Annotated in this window: 14 protein-coding genes; 6 read left to right on the top strand and 8 right to left on the bottom strand. The window is 40.2% G+C overall.

Translation table 11 applies throughout. The features are described from left to right. Positions 1–65: 65 nt before the first annotated feature. From GBI66_RS07470 to GBI66_RS07490, 5 genes are all read right to left on the bottom strand, one after another. Positions 66–1,166 carry an HPP family protein gene (locus GBI66_RS07470; protein ID WP_151715645.1) on the bottom strand — a complete coding sequence of 367 codons (1,101 nt, stop codon included), beginning with the start codon at positions 1,164–1,166 and terminating at the stop codon, positions 66–68. A gap of 111 nt (positions 1,167–1,277) precedes the next feature. Further along, entirely contained in the window at positions 1,278–1,694 is a 417-nt protein-coding gene (locus GBI66_RS07475) for a lysozyme inhibitor LprI family protein (protein ID WP_151715646.1), read from the bottom strand. 196 nt (positions 1,695–1,890) lie between these two features. Continuing rightward, a complete protein-coding gene (locus tag GBI66_RS07480) occupies positions 1,891–3,156 on the bottom strand; it encodes a hypothetical protein (RefSeq protein WP_151715647.1) in 1,266 nt (421 codons plus the stop codon). 129 nt (positions 3,157–3,285) lie between these two features. After that, complete coding sequence (locus GBI66_RS07485) at positions 3,286–4,077, bottom strand: TIGR03915 family putative DNA repair protein (RefSeq protein ID WP_151715648.1); 792 nt, start codon at positions 4,075–4,077, stop codon at positions 3,286–3,288. Positions 4,078–4,079: 2 nt separating this feature from the next. Beyond that, the gene (locus GBI66_RS07490) at positions 4,080–5,342 is read right to left on the bottom strand and encodes a putative DNA modification/repair radical SAM protein (RefSeq protein WP_151715649.1); all 1,263 of its coding nucleotides are present in this window, start codon (positions 5,340–5,342) and stop codon (positions 4,080–4,082) included. Between the two features lie 178 nt (positions 5,343–5,520). Here GBI66_RS07490 and GBI66_RS07495 point away from each other — a divergent pair, with 178 nt between their 5' ends. From GBI66_RS07495 to glyS, 3 genes are all read left to right on the top strand, one after another. Beyond that, positions 5,521–6,960 (top strand): hypothetical protein, encoded by a 1,440-nt coding sequence (locus GBI66_RS07495; RefSeq protein WP_228267288.1) that lies wholly within the window; start codon positions 5,521–5,523, stop codon positions 6,958–6,960. A 68-nt stretch (positions 6,961–7,028) separates the two neighbouring features. Then, positions 7,029–8,018, top strand: coding sequence for a glycine--tRNA ligase subunit alpha (gene glyQ, locus GBI66_RS07500; protein WP_151715650.1), 990 nt, complete (start codon positions 7,029–7,031; stop codon positions 8,016–8,018). Next, positions 8,018–10,087, top strand: a complete 2,070-nt coding sequence (glyS, locus tag GBI66_RS07505) for a glycine--tRNA ligase subunit beta (protein WP_151715651.1) — start codon at positions 8,018–8,020, stop codon at positions 10,085–10,087. Before glyQ ends, glyS begins: the two co-directional genes overlap by 1 nt. Positions 10,088–10,150: 63 nt before the next feature. On the opposite strand, the gene GBI66_RS07510 is transcribed toward glyS, so the two are convergent. Then, a complete protein-coding gene (locus GBI66_RS07510; RefSeq protein WP_005185387.1) occupies positions 10,151–10,435 on the bottom strand; it encodes a YciI family protein in 285 nt (94 codons plus the stop codon). Between the two features lie 173 nt (positions 10,436–10,608). On the opposite strand from GBI66_RS07510, the gene GBI66_RS07515 reads away from it, so the two are divergent. Both GBI66_RS07515 and GBI66_RS07520 read left to right on the top strand, forming a co-directional pair. Further along, positions 10,609–11,031, top strand: coding sequence for a hypothetical protein (locus GBI66_RS07515; protein ID WP_151715652.1), 423 nt, complete (start codon positions 10,609–10,611; stop codon positions 11,029–11,031). A gap of 210 nt (positions 11,032–11,241) precedes the next feature. Further along, a complete protein-coding gene (locus GBI66_RS07520) occupies positions 11,242–11,652 on the top strand; it encodes a hypothetical protein (protein ID WP_151715653.1) in 411 nt (136 codons plus the stop codon). Positions 11,653–11,745: 93 nt separating this feature from the next. Here GBI66_RS07520 and GBI66_RS07525 read toward each other — a convergent pair whose 3' ends face one another. Together GBI66_RS07525 and GBI66_RS07530 are read right to left on the bottom strand one after the other, a co-directional pair. Beyond that, positions 11,746–13,101: a S8 family serine peptidase gene (locus tag GBI66_RS07525; RefSeq protein WP_005185392.1), complete on the bottom strand. Its 1,356-nt coding sequence runs from the start codon at positions 13,099–13,101 to the stop codon at positions 11,746–11,748. A gap of 76 nt (positions 13,102–13,177) precedes the next feature. Beyond that, the gene (locus GBI66_RS07530) at positions 13,178–13,489 is read right to left on the bottom strand and encodes a hypothetical protein (RefSeq protein ID WP_151715654.1); all 312 of its coding nucleotides are present in this window, start codon (positions 13,487–13,489) and stop codon (positions 13,178–13,180) included. Positions 13,490–14,105: 616 nt separating this feature from the next. Here GBI66_RS07530 and GBI66_RS07535 point away from each other — a divergent pair. Beyond that, the gene (locus GBI66_RS07535) at positions 14,106–14,720 is read left to right on the top strand and encodes a hypothetical protein (RefSeq protein WP_151715655.1); all 615 of its coding nucleotides are present in this window, start codon (positions 14,106–14,108) and stop codon (positions 14,718–14,720) included. The last annotated feature ends 14 nt before the right edge of the window (positions 14,721–14,734 follow it).

A 14,734-nucleotide genomic window follows, 5' to 3' on the forward strand; every position in this document is an offset into this window, starting at 1 on the left:
TTACCTTTTTGGTCGCTACGGTTGAAATTACCCCTAATCCAACCGTAGCTTTTTTTTATCTAAATTCAGAGCTGTCGATTAAGCTGTTGTTGCAAAGCTGCAATCATATCGGCACGACTGATAATCCCGATTAAACGATGTTCCTCAACTACAGGAATATAGTTAAATGATTTCTCGACAAAATACGGCACCAAATCCTGAATAGGTTGTAACGGGCTCACTGTCACAACTTTATGGCTCATAATCTGTCTGACATAGTGCTGCCACGAATTACGTGGATCTGCTGCGCCCTTGAACCACTCTACCACTTCGTATAAGGCCAATGTCCCAACCAAATGCTCTTCCGCATTGACGACTGGCAAACTCATTAAATTCACCGCTTTAAACTTATCTAAAGCCTGATGAATATCATCATGCTCATGCAGTTTAATTACGTCACGGCTCATAATATCTTGGCAGACGAATGAATTAATCAAGCGCTCGTTGGCATGCGATTGTGCTTCTAAAATGATTTTCTCTAAATCGTACTGACTAATATCCAATAGCTCAGTGTGATGCTCTAAAGCATATTCAATATCTTTCGGTTGAATCGAGACTTTCTGAGTGGGTGTAGGGTCTTTAGATCGCTCATTTACATGTGCCGTGATCGGATAATGACGGCCAATCAAACGATTAAAAAAGACTGCAAACACAAGCAATAAAATCGAATTAAGCAGGACTGGATACAAGATGAAATGAAAACCTAAACGGTGTACAGCTTCGCCTCCTAAAACAGCCGTAATCGCAACTGCTCCACTCGGTGGATGCAAGGAGTCTGTGGTCATCATCACAAAAATTGCCAATCCCCCAGCAACGCTAAATGCACTGGTCAGATCAGGCAAATATTGCGTACAGGCGACACCAATGAATCCTGCCAGCGTATTACCCACAATGACATTCCAAGGTTGCGCCAACGGACTGTTTGGCACTGCAAATAGCAGCACAGAAGATGCGCCCATCGGGGCGATATACCACGCATTCATGCCACCTAAGACATACCAGCTAATCAAGGAGGAAATCGCCAAACCACATAAAGCCCCGAGGCCAGAGAGCATCCTCTCTTTTAAAGGCAGGACTTTATAATTTGGTTTTAGAAAATTTAGCCAGTCTGATTGGGTCAAGCTCACAATGCACCTTGCTGGATTCGCGTGGTTTTACTCGATGCAGAAGTATACGCCTACTCAGACTTAAGGTGTATTTAAATTACAGTTTTAAATCTTGGTAAAAGCTGCTCAAACTCAATTTAAATATTCTTTTAGCTGTTCCAATCGCTCTGCATATTTTTGCATCGGGCAGAACTCATACATCGGTGAGCCGATATAAGCACCTGCATTACGACACTCTTGATCCACAAAATTTTTCCAGAGCTGTTGAGATTTCATAATGTCGTTATAGCGTTCTGGTTGCTTATATTGCTTGCTCTGAATTTTAATTTGATCCAGTAACTGTACGATCTGTTTGGCATAGAGTGTTTTAGTTCTGGTACTGCAAATTTCCACCACAGCATTATTAATATTACCCAATTTTAGCTCTTGAATGGTTTCATCCACACATTGGCTATAGGGATCAGTGGTTTTATCTTGTGCTTTGGCAAAAACATGAGCACCCAAACTCGTGATTGCAAGCAATACAACTGTGAACATTAATTTAGTCATGAATCTGCTCTTTGTTTTAATCATCTTTCAGTCATCGTCATCAAGAAATATACCCAACCTTTTTTTAAAACTTTGTGGCGGATAGACTTTTGCCCTCTTCTTGTTATAAAACCATACAACAATGGATCAAAACATTATAGATCTTTATTAAGCAAAAGCAGCCCAATATCTGGGCTACTTATTTGAGTTGCTGGCTTTAAGAGGCTTTTGCGACACCCAACCAAGTAAAGGTATTTGGTACGTCATTGAGTTGAATGGTCTGCTTGATTTTTAGATTGTTTAAATCCAGCTCCACAATGGTTTTTGCTTGTGTATCATTAATGAAAATGGTATCTGTTGCGGCATTGACTGCTAGACGGCTTTTTGCAAGTTCTGTCGCATTGACGTTTGCGATCGCCTTGATTTGCCCAAGTCGTTTCCAGTTTTGGCTATCAATCACATGTACCCCCCCTGCGCTATCCAGAATCGCCAAATGACGGCCTGAGCTGTCGACTACTTGTTGTAAACGCTTAACTGGCGTCGTTGCATCTGCTTCTTTCGCACCTAAAGACCAATCTAAACTTGTAGCATTGAGGTTCTTGGGATCAACAATAAACAAAGCATGTGTCCCTGTTGCAAAGGCTGCGAATTTCTCTAACTTTTCATGCCCTGCAATCGTGGTAATCCGCTGGTCGATCAGGATTTTCTTATCTGTAAATTGATTACCTTTCTGCTCAACCACCAATACACCATCTTCACAACCAAAAGCCGCATATTGCTGAACCGATGCAGCCCCATGCAAACGGTTACATGCATTTTTTAGGGTTTGTTCTTCGTGGAAATGATCGCCATGTAATTCATAACTTTTAACGAGACTCAGCGTTTCTGCATCTTTAGGCAGGTAAGTACTTAATACATAGCCACCGCGTGGTTCTGCGACACCATGGTGCTTTTTCGGCAGCTGTTGCGTTGAAATGGCCTGTTTTTCAATTGCGGCATCATTAAACACATCAAATTTAGAAACTTCAGTATCGCTACCATCGTAGAACAGAGCGGCTAAACCATTAAAGCTACGATAATGTGCTGGCGTTGCACCTTTAAGCTGAAAGGCCAATAGATTGGGGGCATTACGTTGTAAGACACCATTTTTATTAAATATTCCACTATCTGCAAACTGCACCACACCTTCATTTCGACTCAACATCACCGCATAACGGGATTGAGGACTACTATACATCGCAGACGGAGCCGAACTCAGTGCTGTAGTATTAATAAGCTTTTGCTCTTTTAGATCATAGATGCTCAGTAAGGGACGTACAGTATCTGCATTGGCAATGACCAAGCGACCTTGATCACTTTGTGCTGGTTGCTCTGGTTTTGGTGTAACAGCGGAAGTTGAATCTGATGAATCTCCTCCACATGCCGACAGCAACAGACTACTCAATAATGCGCCCAGCAGATAATGATGTTTTATGCGCTTCACTCTGATTTTCCTTATTGGATGAATAATTCTGAATTATTGTTATGTTATAACATAACAATAACAATTCATTCATCTTTTTTTAAGCTTTGTTTGAGTGAGGCGTTTTTTTAAAGATAATCAGAAAGCTTGTTAAACATATTTTTCATTCAGATAACGCCAATAACGTTTCGGCAAATATTGCACATGTAATTTGATATTTTGACGTGCTTTAATATTGATACTATTAAAATAATCTTTCCAAAGCTGATCGTATAAAACTTCCTGCTCATCCAGCTGCAACTGGAAGTTTTGGCTGCCGCCATTTTGAATATTGCGATCGATTTCATTTGCATCCATATAGACTTCATGGACATCGAGCAGATCATAATAGAGTCCATATTTACGTTGCTCATCATAAATCAGCCAACGTTGATCCTGATAACGACGCCTAAAATGCGGCTGAATCAAAGGCAATACATTAAAATCGGGACGAACTAAACTTAAAAACAGCCCATCTGTGGTTTTCTTAAACCGTACAAAAGCCTCCATCCGATGCTTTTCACGTCCTACTTTTTTGGTCCACTGAGAAATCGCCAACACACTCGGATGTAAATAATCTTTTTCTATAGAGTACGGCTGTTGAAAGACATAAATACAGTAGTTAAATACATGCTGGTAGGCATCAAGTGACTCAGATAAAGACGCAAAATAAATCTGCTTCAATGCTGCTTTAGACAGTTTTTGTTGTAAGGCAGACCAAACCCGCTGTGCATGTTGCTCATGAGCTGGAACCTCAATGACTTCAGAAAACAAGCCATGTTGTGCCCCATCCAATAAACCAAGCTGAACCTGAAACTCTTTAAACTGAAAGGCACGAAATACGCAGCTCAGCAAGCCTACCATTGAACCATCAAAATAATAGCTCAGTTGCTCATTCGACATTGTTAAAACCCTAAACTCAACTGAGGTGAAAGCGGCTTAATATATTTAGATGAGCCTTGGGTTAAAATCTGCTGACGAATAAAACCAGCAGAAAGTTCCTTCTGAAAGCGAGGACTGTCTTCACAACGAATGAAATACTGTGCACGCGAATAGGCCACACCTAACTGCTTTAATAAATCGACATGAATTTTGCCAAAACGACGCGCCTGTACAATTTTCTTGGCTGATTTCACCCCAATACCAGGCACACGTAGAATCATAAGGTAATCAGCTCGATTTAAATCCACAGGAAAATGCTCTGAATGCCGCAATGCCCAACTGAGTTTTGGGTCGACATCCAAATCCAAATATGGGAACCGCTCATTGACGATTTCATTGACCTGAAAACCATAAAAACGCATCAACCAATCACTTTGATAAAGTCGATTTTCTCGTAGCAACGGTGGTGCAGAGCCAACCGCAGGTAGATAATTATTCTCGGTATTAATCGGGATATAACCTGAGAAATAGACCCGCTTTAATTTAAATTCTTTGTAATGTCGATCTGCCATAAACAACACATCTTGATCAGTTTCTTGATGCGCTCCCACCACCATCTGTGTGGTCTGCCCTGCAGGGACATATTTCGGCACATGCTTGATAATCTGACGTTCATCTTTAAGTTGAATCAAGCGATCTCGAACCAGTCCCAAATCTTTTTGTACTTCCTGATGCGACTTTTCAGGTGCAAAGGCTTTTAAACCGACCTCGGTTGGCATTTCCAGATTAATACTCATTCGATCGGCGTAGAGACCCGCTTCATGAATCAATTCAGGTGAAGCTCCTGGAATGGTTTTAAGATGAATATAGCCATTAAAATTTTCTTCTAGGCGTAGTTTCTTCACCACCTGCAGCATGCGCTCCATGGTGTGGTCGGCTGACTTGAAAATACCTGAGCTGAGAAACAGCCCTTCAATATAATTACGTCGATAGAAATTAATGGTCAGGTCAACCACTTCCTGTACCGTAAATGCAGCCCGTTTCACATCATTGGAACGGCGTGACACACAATAGGCGCAATCAAAAATACAAACATTGCTGAACAGGATTTTCAGCAAAGAAACACAGCGTCCATCCTCGGTATAGCTATGACAAATCCCCGCCCGACTTGCATCACCTAGACCTTTGTCTTTATTTTTACGGTCACTCCCACTGGAGGAACAGGACACATCATATTTGGCAGCGTCCGCTAAAATTTGCAGCTTTTCACGAATGCGATCAGACATTTCAAACGACCTGAGGAGAACAGAGAATATCGTTTAAAAATTAACATTTCAAAGTTGTGAAATTAAGAGGATGTGAGATGCAATACGTCATGAGCTGACGTATTAGTTTTGCTAAAGCTGGCACAGTTAATTTAATTAGATATAATCACCATAAATTCAAAAGATTAAATAATTCGTGATGGAACAAAATAAAGAAGAACTTCTCAAACATCTAGCAGCTTCACTACAAGATGCAAAAGATGAAGGTGGTGCAATTTTATTAGTAGGTGCGGGTATTTCTGTCTCTGCTGGCATCCCTCCTGCACAAAAATTAATGAAAATTGCAATTGAGAACTTCCCTAATTACTTTACATCAGAAGAACAAAAGCTTGCTCAACAAGATTTAAGTCAGCTTCAATATAACGATATTATGACTAAACTCTCGAACGTTAAGCGTAAAGAGTTATTTAAATGGTTTATTGAAGGAAACACTGCAAAAGGAATAGAAAAAGCCAAGCTAAACTTCGCACATATTGCAATTGCAGAACTATTAAAACAAGGTTATTTCAGCAGAATTCTTACTGTTAATTTTGATCCTTTATTGATACATGCATGTTATATGGTTGGCATGTATCCTTTCCCTGCGATCTATGATTTAGGGGCTATGGGTAAAGTGAATGCAGAACTTCTTCATGATCCAAGTATTGTTTACCTAAATGGTCAACATGTAGGCTTTGTCCAACGTAATACCACAGATCAATTGGAAGCCCATAAAGAAACTTTAACTCAAATTGTGCGATCTACTGGATGTAATAAAACATGGATTGTTGCTGGTTACAGTGGTGAAAATGACCCACTCATGGAAGCTTTAAATGAGCTTCGACCATATAATAATTGGTTATATTGGTTAGAATATAGTGAACAGATTATCCAGAAAGAAAGCCATCATTTTTTAGAAAATGATGAAGAATGTAAAGTTATCTATCAATGTGATGCTGATGAAATTTTTATGCAAATTGCTGAACATTTAAAATGTAGTTTAGATTTTATTGAAAAACATGAAAATGAATTGGCTCAATACTTAGAAGAAATAAATTTTATAACATCATCCAAAGGATATATTTATGAAAACAAGATAAAATCATTAATTAAAATTTTATCAACTGACGAAAACCGCGATGCTCTAAAAAATATTAATGATGAAAAGGTTTTAAGTGAAATTGCATGGGAAGAATATGGTAAGGCATTTAAGACACCAGACAAAACTGAGGCTATTGAGCATGCAAAAAAAGGATTAAAGTTATTTGAAGAACTATATTCTAACTACCCTAAAGATAATTACAAAGTCTATCAATGCGTGATTCTAATAAGGCTTTTTCACTATACAAATAATGAGTCTTATCTGGCGCAAGCACACACATTAATAAACCAAATAAGCCCCAATGATCAGTATATTCATTACATTAAAGCAAGAATTCATGCATCTGAAAAAGACTGGGAGTCTGCTATCAATGAGCTAGATAAAATAACATGGAACAACCTTCTAGAAAGCGTAAATAAAGATCCAGACTTTTCTTTCTTAAAAGAAAATGATGATTACAAAGAGAAGTTTTCAAATTTAATGAAAGGTATTCAATAGCCTTTGCCACTCCATCCCAAAATCCTTATACTTAACCACAATTTTTGTTTGATTCCAGTGGATGCACCATGAGTCGTGCTATATCGCATATTGATACATTTCAGGGCTTAATTCTTGCCCTACAAAACTATTGGGCGGAGCAAGGCTGCGTCGTATTACAACCATATGATATGGAAATGGGCGCAGGTACTTTCCACACTGCAACCTTCTTACGTGCATTGGGGCCAGAAACTTGGAACGCGGCTTATGTTCAACCATCACGTCGTCCGAAAGACGGTCGTTATGGTGAAAACCCGAACCGTTTACAACACTACTATCAGTTCCAAGTGGTACTTAAGCCAAACCCAGACAATATCCAACAGCTTTATCTCGATTCATTAAAAGCAATCGGGATTGATACCCTGACTCACGACATTCGTTTCGTGGAAGATAACTGGGAATCTCCAACGCTTGGCGCTTGGGGCTTAGGTTGGGAAGTTTGGTTAAATGGTATGGAAGTGACTCAGTTCACTTACTTCCAGCAAGTCGGTGGTATTGAATGTTACCCAGTTACAGGTGAAATCACTTACGGCTTAGAACGTCTTGCGATGTACCTTCAAGGTGTAGACTCAGTTTACGATCTGGTTTGGACCAAAGGTCAATTCGGTACCGTAACCTATGGTGATGTATTCCATCAAAATGAAGTTGAGCAATCAACCTATAACTTCGAATACGCGCCAGTCGACAAAATGTTTGAATTGTTCGACTTCTATGAAGCTGAAGCGTCTCGTTTAATCGAAGCTGAGTTACCACTTCCTGCTTATGAGCAAGTGATCAAAGCATCGCATTGCTTTAACTTGTTGGATGCGCGTGGTGCGATTTCTGTGACTGAACGTCAACGTTATATTTTACGTGTCCGTACTTTGGCGCGTTCAATTGCTCAAAGTTATGTGGCGGCCCGCGCGAAACTTGGTTTCCCAATGGCAGAACCACATTTGCGTGATGAAGTATTGGCTCAACTCAAAGCACAAGTTGAAGCAGAAACAGCCCAAGCTGAAAAAGCGAAGGAGAATAAATAATGACTCAACATACAGTTTTATTCGAACTTGGCTGTGAAGAACTTCCACCAAAAAGCTTAAAAACTTTGCGTGATGCACTTAAAGCAGAAACCGAAAAAGGCCTAAAAGATGCAGGCTTAAACTTCGCCTCTATCGAAGCCTATGCTGCACCACGTCGTTTAGCATTGAAAATTGTTGATATCGATGCTGCTCAAGCGGACACGCAAAAACGTTTTGATGGCCCTGCGGTACAAGCGGCTTATGATGCTGAAGGTAACGCAACTAAGGCACTTGAAGGCTTTATGCGCGGTCAAGGTATTACCGTTGACCAGCTTTCGACGTTCCAAGCGGGTAAAGTTGAAAAAATTTGCTTCTTGAAAGATGTCAAAGGTCAAAGTCTTGACGCTTTACTGCCACAAATTTTACAGACTGCATTGGATAACTTACCAATCGCAAAACGTATGCGTTCAGCGGCAAGCCGTACTGAATTCGTACGTCCAGTAAAATGGGTCGTATTGCTGAAAGATGATCAAGTGGTTGAAGCAACCATTCAAGATCACAAAGCAGGAAATGTGACTTATGGTCATCGTTTCCATGCACCTGAAGCCGTGACTTTGGCGCATGCAAATGACTATTTAGCAACTTTAGAACAAGCCTATGTGGTTGCGAATTTCGAAAAGCGTCAAGCGACCATTCAAGCACAAGTCAAAACATTGGCAGATGAAGTCAATGCGACTGCAATTGTGCCAGCAGACTTGCTTGATGAAGTAACCAGTCTGGTTGAATGGCCTGTTGCTTTACGTGCAACTTTTGAAGAGCGTTATTTGGCTGTTCCTCAAGAAGCCTTGATTACCACCATGCAGGATAACCAGAAGTATTTCTGCTTAATCAATGCTGAAGGTAAATTACAGCCTTACTTCATTACTATTTCAAATATTGAGTCGAAAGATCCGATTCAAATTATTGAAGGGAATGAGAAAGTTGTACGTCCTCGTTTGTCTGATGCTGAATTCTTCTTCTTACAAGACCAAAAGCAACCGCTTGCGTCGCGTAAAGAAAAATTAGCCAATATGGTGTTCCAAGCACAATTGGGCACACTTTGGGATAAATCAGAACGTATTGCTAAATTAGCGGTGGCATTGTCTCCAATTACGGGTGCAAATGTGGCTGATGCTGAGAAAGCTGCGTTACTTGCGAAATGTGACTTAACCTCTGAACTTGTGGGTGAATTCCCAGAACTTCAAGGGATTGCAGGCACTTATTATGCGCGCCTTGAAGGTGAAAATAATGAAGTTGCCGAAGCTTTAGGTGAGCAGTATTTACCTAAATTTGCTGGTGATGTATTACCGCAAACCAAGACAGGTACAACCATTGCCCTTGCGGATCGTTTAGACACATTGGTCGGTATTTTCGGTATTGGTCAAGCACCAACGGGTTCGAAAGATCCATTTGCATTACGTCGTTCTGCAATCGGTATCTTGCGTTTAATCATCGAAAATGAACTTGATGTGACCATCGAAGAATTGGTGAACTTTGCCTTGCAAGGTTATGGCGACGTTGTTAAAGATCACGATAAAACCCGTGCTGATGCAGTGGTATTCCTTGAAGGCCGTTACCGTGCCAAGTATGAAGACCAAGGCGTTGCAGTTGATGTGATTCAAGCAGTTCAAGCACTTGCACCAAAATCCCCTCTTGATTTTGACAAGCGTGTGACTGCGGTCAATCATTTCCGTACCTTACCAGAAGCGGCTGCATTAGCTGCGGCAAATAAACGTGTTGCCAATATTCTTGCTAAAGAAGCGACACCAGAAGGTGCTGTAGTTGAAGCGAATCTGGTTGAAGCGGCTGAAAAAGCACTTTATGCAGAATTGTCTGCACTCACACCTGTGGTTCAGCCATTGCTTGCTGCACGTAACTACACAGAAGCATTGTCTAAGCTTGCTGCGCTTCGTGCACCAATCGATGCCTTCTTTGAAGGTGTAATGGTTATGGCAGATGATGCTGAATTAAAAGCCAACCGTTTACGTTTATTGGCTCAGTTGCGTGACTTATTCACGTCAATTGCAGATGTAAGTGTATTGCAGGGTTAAGCTCTAAGCATATCTTCAATAAAGGGATCTTTGATAGATCCCTTTATTTTTACTTTAATTCACTTACACAAGTGCTTTAATCTCATCCAAACACTTTGAAGGTTCAAATAGTAAGAAATCATAATCTGCAATTTCCTGAATATAAAATGGGTCATTTTTTATTATTTCTTTAGCTTCTCGAATAGATGAACCCAATATTAAAATTACACCACCCACCCTATTCTCACGGCGTCCAGATGCTAAAAATTTCTTTCGCTCATAATTATCCTGTAAAAATTGAACATGCTCATTTAGAAAGGAATCAACCTCGTTCAATGGTTTCTTATAAGTTAAAGTCACAACAATCATTTTTTCTGCTAAACCCCAATTAATTATTTCTTTCCATCATACTCTTTAGGATTATCGAATCTCATTATTTATACATAACTGTATCAATTTCATATCATCCCCACTCTTTTCTTCAATCCAACGATAAGATATAAAATCTCGATTGCGACAATATCGCGGAAAGGACAGAAAAGATGATGAATAAAGTACAAATATTATGTGTTACGACGGCACTGATTGCATCGTCTTCGCTTTGGGCAGCAGACACAACTAACACCACAAGCAATGCTTCTAATGCTGTCCCTGAAAAAGCCATGCCCTACGGCGACAATCCAAGCCTAGGTCGTATCCTGCTATATAAAACAGGTAAAGGCATGCAGAATCTCGGTGATTCAATCCAAGGCGCATCCGAAAACACATCGCAAAAGATGAGCGAAAAATGGCAAGACACCAAGAAATATACGGAAGAACAATCTGAAGTTGTTCAAGCACAAACTGAAAAAGCCAAACAATACACAGCCAAGAAATGGCAAGACACCAAAGATGCGGTGGTGGGCACCAATGAAGGCAATGTCCCGATCGAGCGTGCTGAACTGAGTCAGTCTTCAAAAAATTAAACCCAAAAACCTCTACACCGTAGAGGTTTTTTATTTCTTCAAATACATCTAGCCTGATCATCTGAAATATCATTTTCTAAAAACTGCGCTGTTATAGTGATTTGAAAAATAGACTTTAAATTTACAGTGTCCGCTCAAAACATTCATTGAACTTCACGAGTTTTGCCGACACACTAAACCGCATAAATTCATCGGACTGGAATTTTGCACATGACGCAACGCACTTTCAAAATAATTCTTCTTTCCTGCATCAGTGCACTCAGCTTTACTGCTTGCTCAGCACTTTCTACACAGAACAATGGCACACAAACATTACAGCAAGTGAAGAACATTGGTGCCACACCATCCACTGAAGGTAATATTGCAAAATTGGTCAAACAAGACCAATACTGCAACATCGAATTCACAGGATATTTTGATGGCGGTCAGGCGGTTGAACATTGGAGCTTTAACCAAAATGGTTTAATTTCAGCAAGCTCTACCACTCAACACTATAAAGATAAAATGCTTGCTCAACCAACAACTGCAACCGCCTTTGATGTGCAAGATGCGACTGTTCAAGCCAATTTTCACAAACTACAAAGTAACTTTAGTGCAGATAAGCTAGCACAATGTCATTAAGCTTCTAAAAAAACTCGTTGCATCTGTCTCTAGCTGCAACGAGTCATGGCTTTTAAACTATTTTTGGATCGATCTTTAAACTATAAAATCATCTTAATTCGAACTGAGTCCGCTGGTTGCAGACAGTAAATCAATACGTGGGAACACCAAACCAGTTCGCGTATCGGTAATTGGCTTACCTGTTACTTTCAAACGATTTACGGTTTGATCGATGGTCTCTGATGGTGTCACGCCATTGGCACGTAATAATGCGATTGCCCCTGCAACATGAGGCGCAGCCTGTGAAGTTCCACCTTGAGTTTCCCCACCTGCAGTAATCATTGCACCTGGTGCCAATAAAGTCACCAATGAGCCACCATTACTAAAGCATGTGATTTTATCGGCTGCTGTGGTTGGATCAGAGCATTTCAAAGGATTGCCCCAAGACACGCCACCAATATTACTGTCATACACCGCGCCTACTCGTACTGCACCTTTCACACAGGCTGGTGAAGAAATCCCATCGGCGAAGGCATCATTACCCGAAGCCACTACAGGTACAACACCTGCTGCACGCGCATTGGCAAAAGCCGTACTGTAGCTGCTATTGCTACATTCAGAGGTGTATTTCACCCCAGGTACACCCAAACTTAAATTAATCGCTTTAATGTTATAGGTTTGCGCATTATTTACGGCCCAGTTAATGCCTGCCAGAATATCACTGTCATAAGCGGTACTTGCCCATTGCCCTTGTGATCGAACTTTTCTAAACACATCTATCCCAATTATTTTGGTTTTAGATGCAACTTTGGCAACAATCCCAGAAACGTTACTGCCATGCCCGTCATCATCCAAGCTATTGTCATCAGGTGCGCTATCAAAGGCATAGACCACACGACATGTTGAAGCTGGGGTATTGACTGCGGTACAGCCAAAGTCAGCATGTTTATAATTCACCCCAGTATCAATCACCACCACACTCGAACCCTCCCCAGTAAAGCCATTTGTGACCGCTTGAGGTTGATTAATAAGAGGTAGACTCTCCATTGTGGTCGGGACATTTTTACGGTTTGGATAAACACCCTTTACCGTCGGATCATTTAACACCTGCGCTAAGGTTTCACGATTTTGAATACGATATAAGCCCAAAGGCAAACCATTAAACTCACGCAAGGTCTGAAAACCTGCTGCGTTGCTAAATTTATTTTTAAACTGACTTTTACCATCCGCAATCAGGCTACGTTTTTCTCGCCCTAAAGTAGTGCTCGTTGCACTGCTATCGTATTCAATCAGTAGATCATTTGAATCATTGTCGACTAAGGCATCAATATTAATTTTGCCATTCGACACTTTATTTAATGCTGCGGTGCTGAGTCGTTGTTTGAGTTGGACAGCATCGAGTGCTGCGGCAGAGGTTATGGTGGTATAAAAAGCACACAAGCTTAAAAGTAGTAAGGTTTTATTGTTCACTATTGATCTCCATCGTTCTTGGATAAAGAACGGTTCTTAATATCTGTTTTTCTTGGATAAAAGAAGCCCAGACGATTTAAAGTTTTTTAATTTCATTGGCTGGATCAGTGTCAGGATCAATCGGTTGTATCGAAGGATCGCTTTTCGTATCGTAAAATTGGGTATCTTTTTGAGTTGTCTCCAATTTTTTCAACATATGTGATGTGGTATGTTCGGTTGTGTTCGCCTCCTGTTTGCTTAAAACGGTTGAAATATTCCCTGAATGATCAGGGCTGATCTCATAAATTGCGGTATCATCCGTTGAACTGGTCGGTTCGGCAGGTTCAAAGTAGAAAACCACCACGCCCAGTGCAACCAATACAATTAAAAATGCTGCAATCTGTTTCATTCATATTCTCCAGCGCTTTATTTACTGGCCATTACTTGGTTTTCAATTCTTTTTCTATAAATAATGCGAATACAATTTAAGATTCACTTTATATTTCACATATATCTTTAAATAAAATACGATCTGAATCGTGGGTTTATCAAAAAATATAGCGGCATCATGGTGTTTAATCTTGTGCTTCCTGGTGCAAAATTTCTACTCCTAGCAAACACGATGAAAAAAATGAAATGACTAAAAAAGTGCAATCACAATTTCACATAGTTATACCAAGCAATAAAAATGCCATTATTTTGATCTTTTTTGAATCGGTTTAAAGCTATTTATTTATTCATAATTTTCATATTCATTTTGCTAAAACATAACCAGATTACGATTAATTTTTATCTTAATTTTTTCTAAAACTGATGAGTTACAGAAACCTACATGATTAAAAAAACGATCTATTTCACGTTCTTATACATGTAATCGCTCTCCATAATTTCCTGCTAAAGTGTTTTTAAGCTGTAATCAGGTTGTAACGTTTTGATGAAATCCATAGATTTCTACTTTTTGCTCGCTATGATGCAATTGCGTTGATGAAGTACCCCAATACGGTACATCGCTTAAGGAAATCGCAATGAAAAAAATGATCAAAACAGCTATCGTGACAACAAGTATCCTCGCTTCTGCTTCAGTTTTTGCACAGAACGTTGGGGCGAATGCCAGCGGCTCAGCTCAAGTCAATGTACAACCGAGCGGCCTGATTAAAGGCGTAACGGGTGCAGTGAAAGGCACAGCACAAGGTGTGGGTCAAGTGGCTCAAGGTGTTGGTCATACGGCACATAATGTGGGGCATGCTGCTGTAAATACAGGTGTTTCAGCTACACATCAAACAGTTAATGCGGCAACAAATGTTGGCTCTAAAGTCGCGAATAAAACAGGTGAAGTCGTAAAAAATACCAAAGACTATGCTGTAGACAAGGCAGTTGATGGTAAAGAATTCGCTGCAGATACGACTGCAAATGTAAAACAGCGTATTGCGGATAAACAAGCAACTTCAAAATCTAAATCATTGAATTTGGAAGCACAAACCAATGCCAAAGCACAATTGAATGGCAAAACAGCTGGTGTAAATGCTCAAACAGGTTTGAATGCCGATAAAAAGAACCTGCAAACAGGTGCAAATGTGGGTGTTAAAGTGTTAGGCGTAAATGCCAACGTCAATACCAATGCAAAAATTGGTGCGAATTAATATTCAGTCAGATA

This window comes from Acinetobacter sp. TUM15071 (assembly GCF_008980925.1).
Lineage (GTDB): Bacteria > Pseudomonadota > Gammaproteobacteria > Pseudomonadales > Moraxellaceae > Acinetobacter > Acinetobacter dispersus.

Excerpts from the sequence above, each read along its gene's own strand:
- GBI66_RS07475 (WP_151715646.1), bottom strand. The coding sequence starts at position 1,694 with ATGACTAAATTAATGTTCACAGTTGTATTGCTTGCAATCACGAGTTTG.
- GBI66_RS07485 (WP_151715648.1), bottom strand. The coding sequence starts at position 4,077 with ATGTCGAATGAGCAACTGAGCTATTATTTTGATGGTTCAATGGTAGGC.
- GBI66_RS07490 (WP_151715649.1), bottom strand. The coding sequence starts at position 5,342 with ATGTCTGATCGCATTCGTGAAAAGCTGCAAATTTTAGCGGACGCTGCC.
- GBI66_RS07495 (WP_228267288.1), top strand. The coding sequence starts at position 5,521 with ATGGAACAAAATAAAGAAGAACTTCTCAAACATCTAGCAGCTTCACTA.
- glyQ (WP_151715650.1), top strand. The coding sequence starts at position 7,029 with ATGAGTCGTGCTATATCGCATATTGATACATTTCAGGGCTTAATTCTT.
- glyS (WP_151715651.1), top strand. The coding sequence starts at position 8,018 with ATGACTCAACATACAGTTTTATTCGAACTTGGCTGTGAAGAACTTCCA.
- GBI66_RS07510 (WP_005185387.1), bottom strand. The coding sequence starts at position 10,435 with ATGATTGTTGTGACTTTAACTTATAAGAAACCATTGAACGAGGTTGAT.
- GBI66_RS07515 (WP_151715652.1), top strand. The coding sequence starts at position 10,609 with ATGATGAATAAAGTACAAATATTATGTGTTACGACGGCACTGATTGCA.
- GBI66_RS07520 (WP_151715653.1), top strand. The coding sequence starts at position 11,242 with ATGACGCAACGCACTTTCAAAATAATTCTTCTTTCCTGCATCAGTGCA.
- GBI66_RS07530 (WP_151715654.1), bottom strand. The coding sequence starts at position 13,489 with ATGAAACAGATTGCAGCATTTTTAATTGTATTGGTTGCACTGGGCGTG.
- GBI66_RS07535 (WP_151715655.1), top strand. The coding sequence starts at position 14,106 with ATGAAAAAAATGATCAAAACAGCTATCGTGACAACAAGTATCCTCGCT.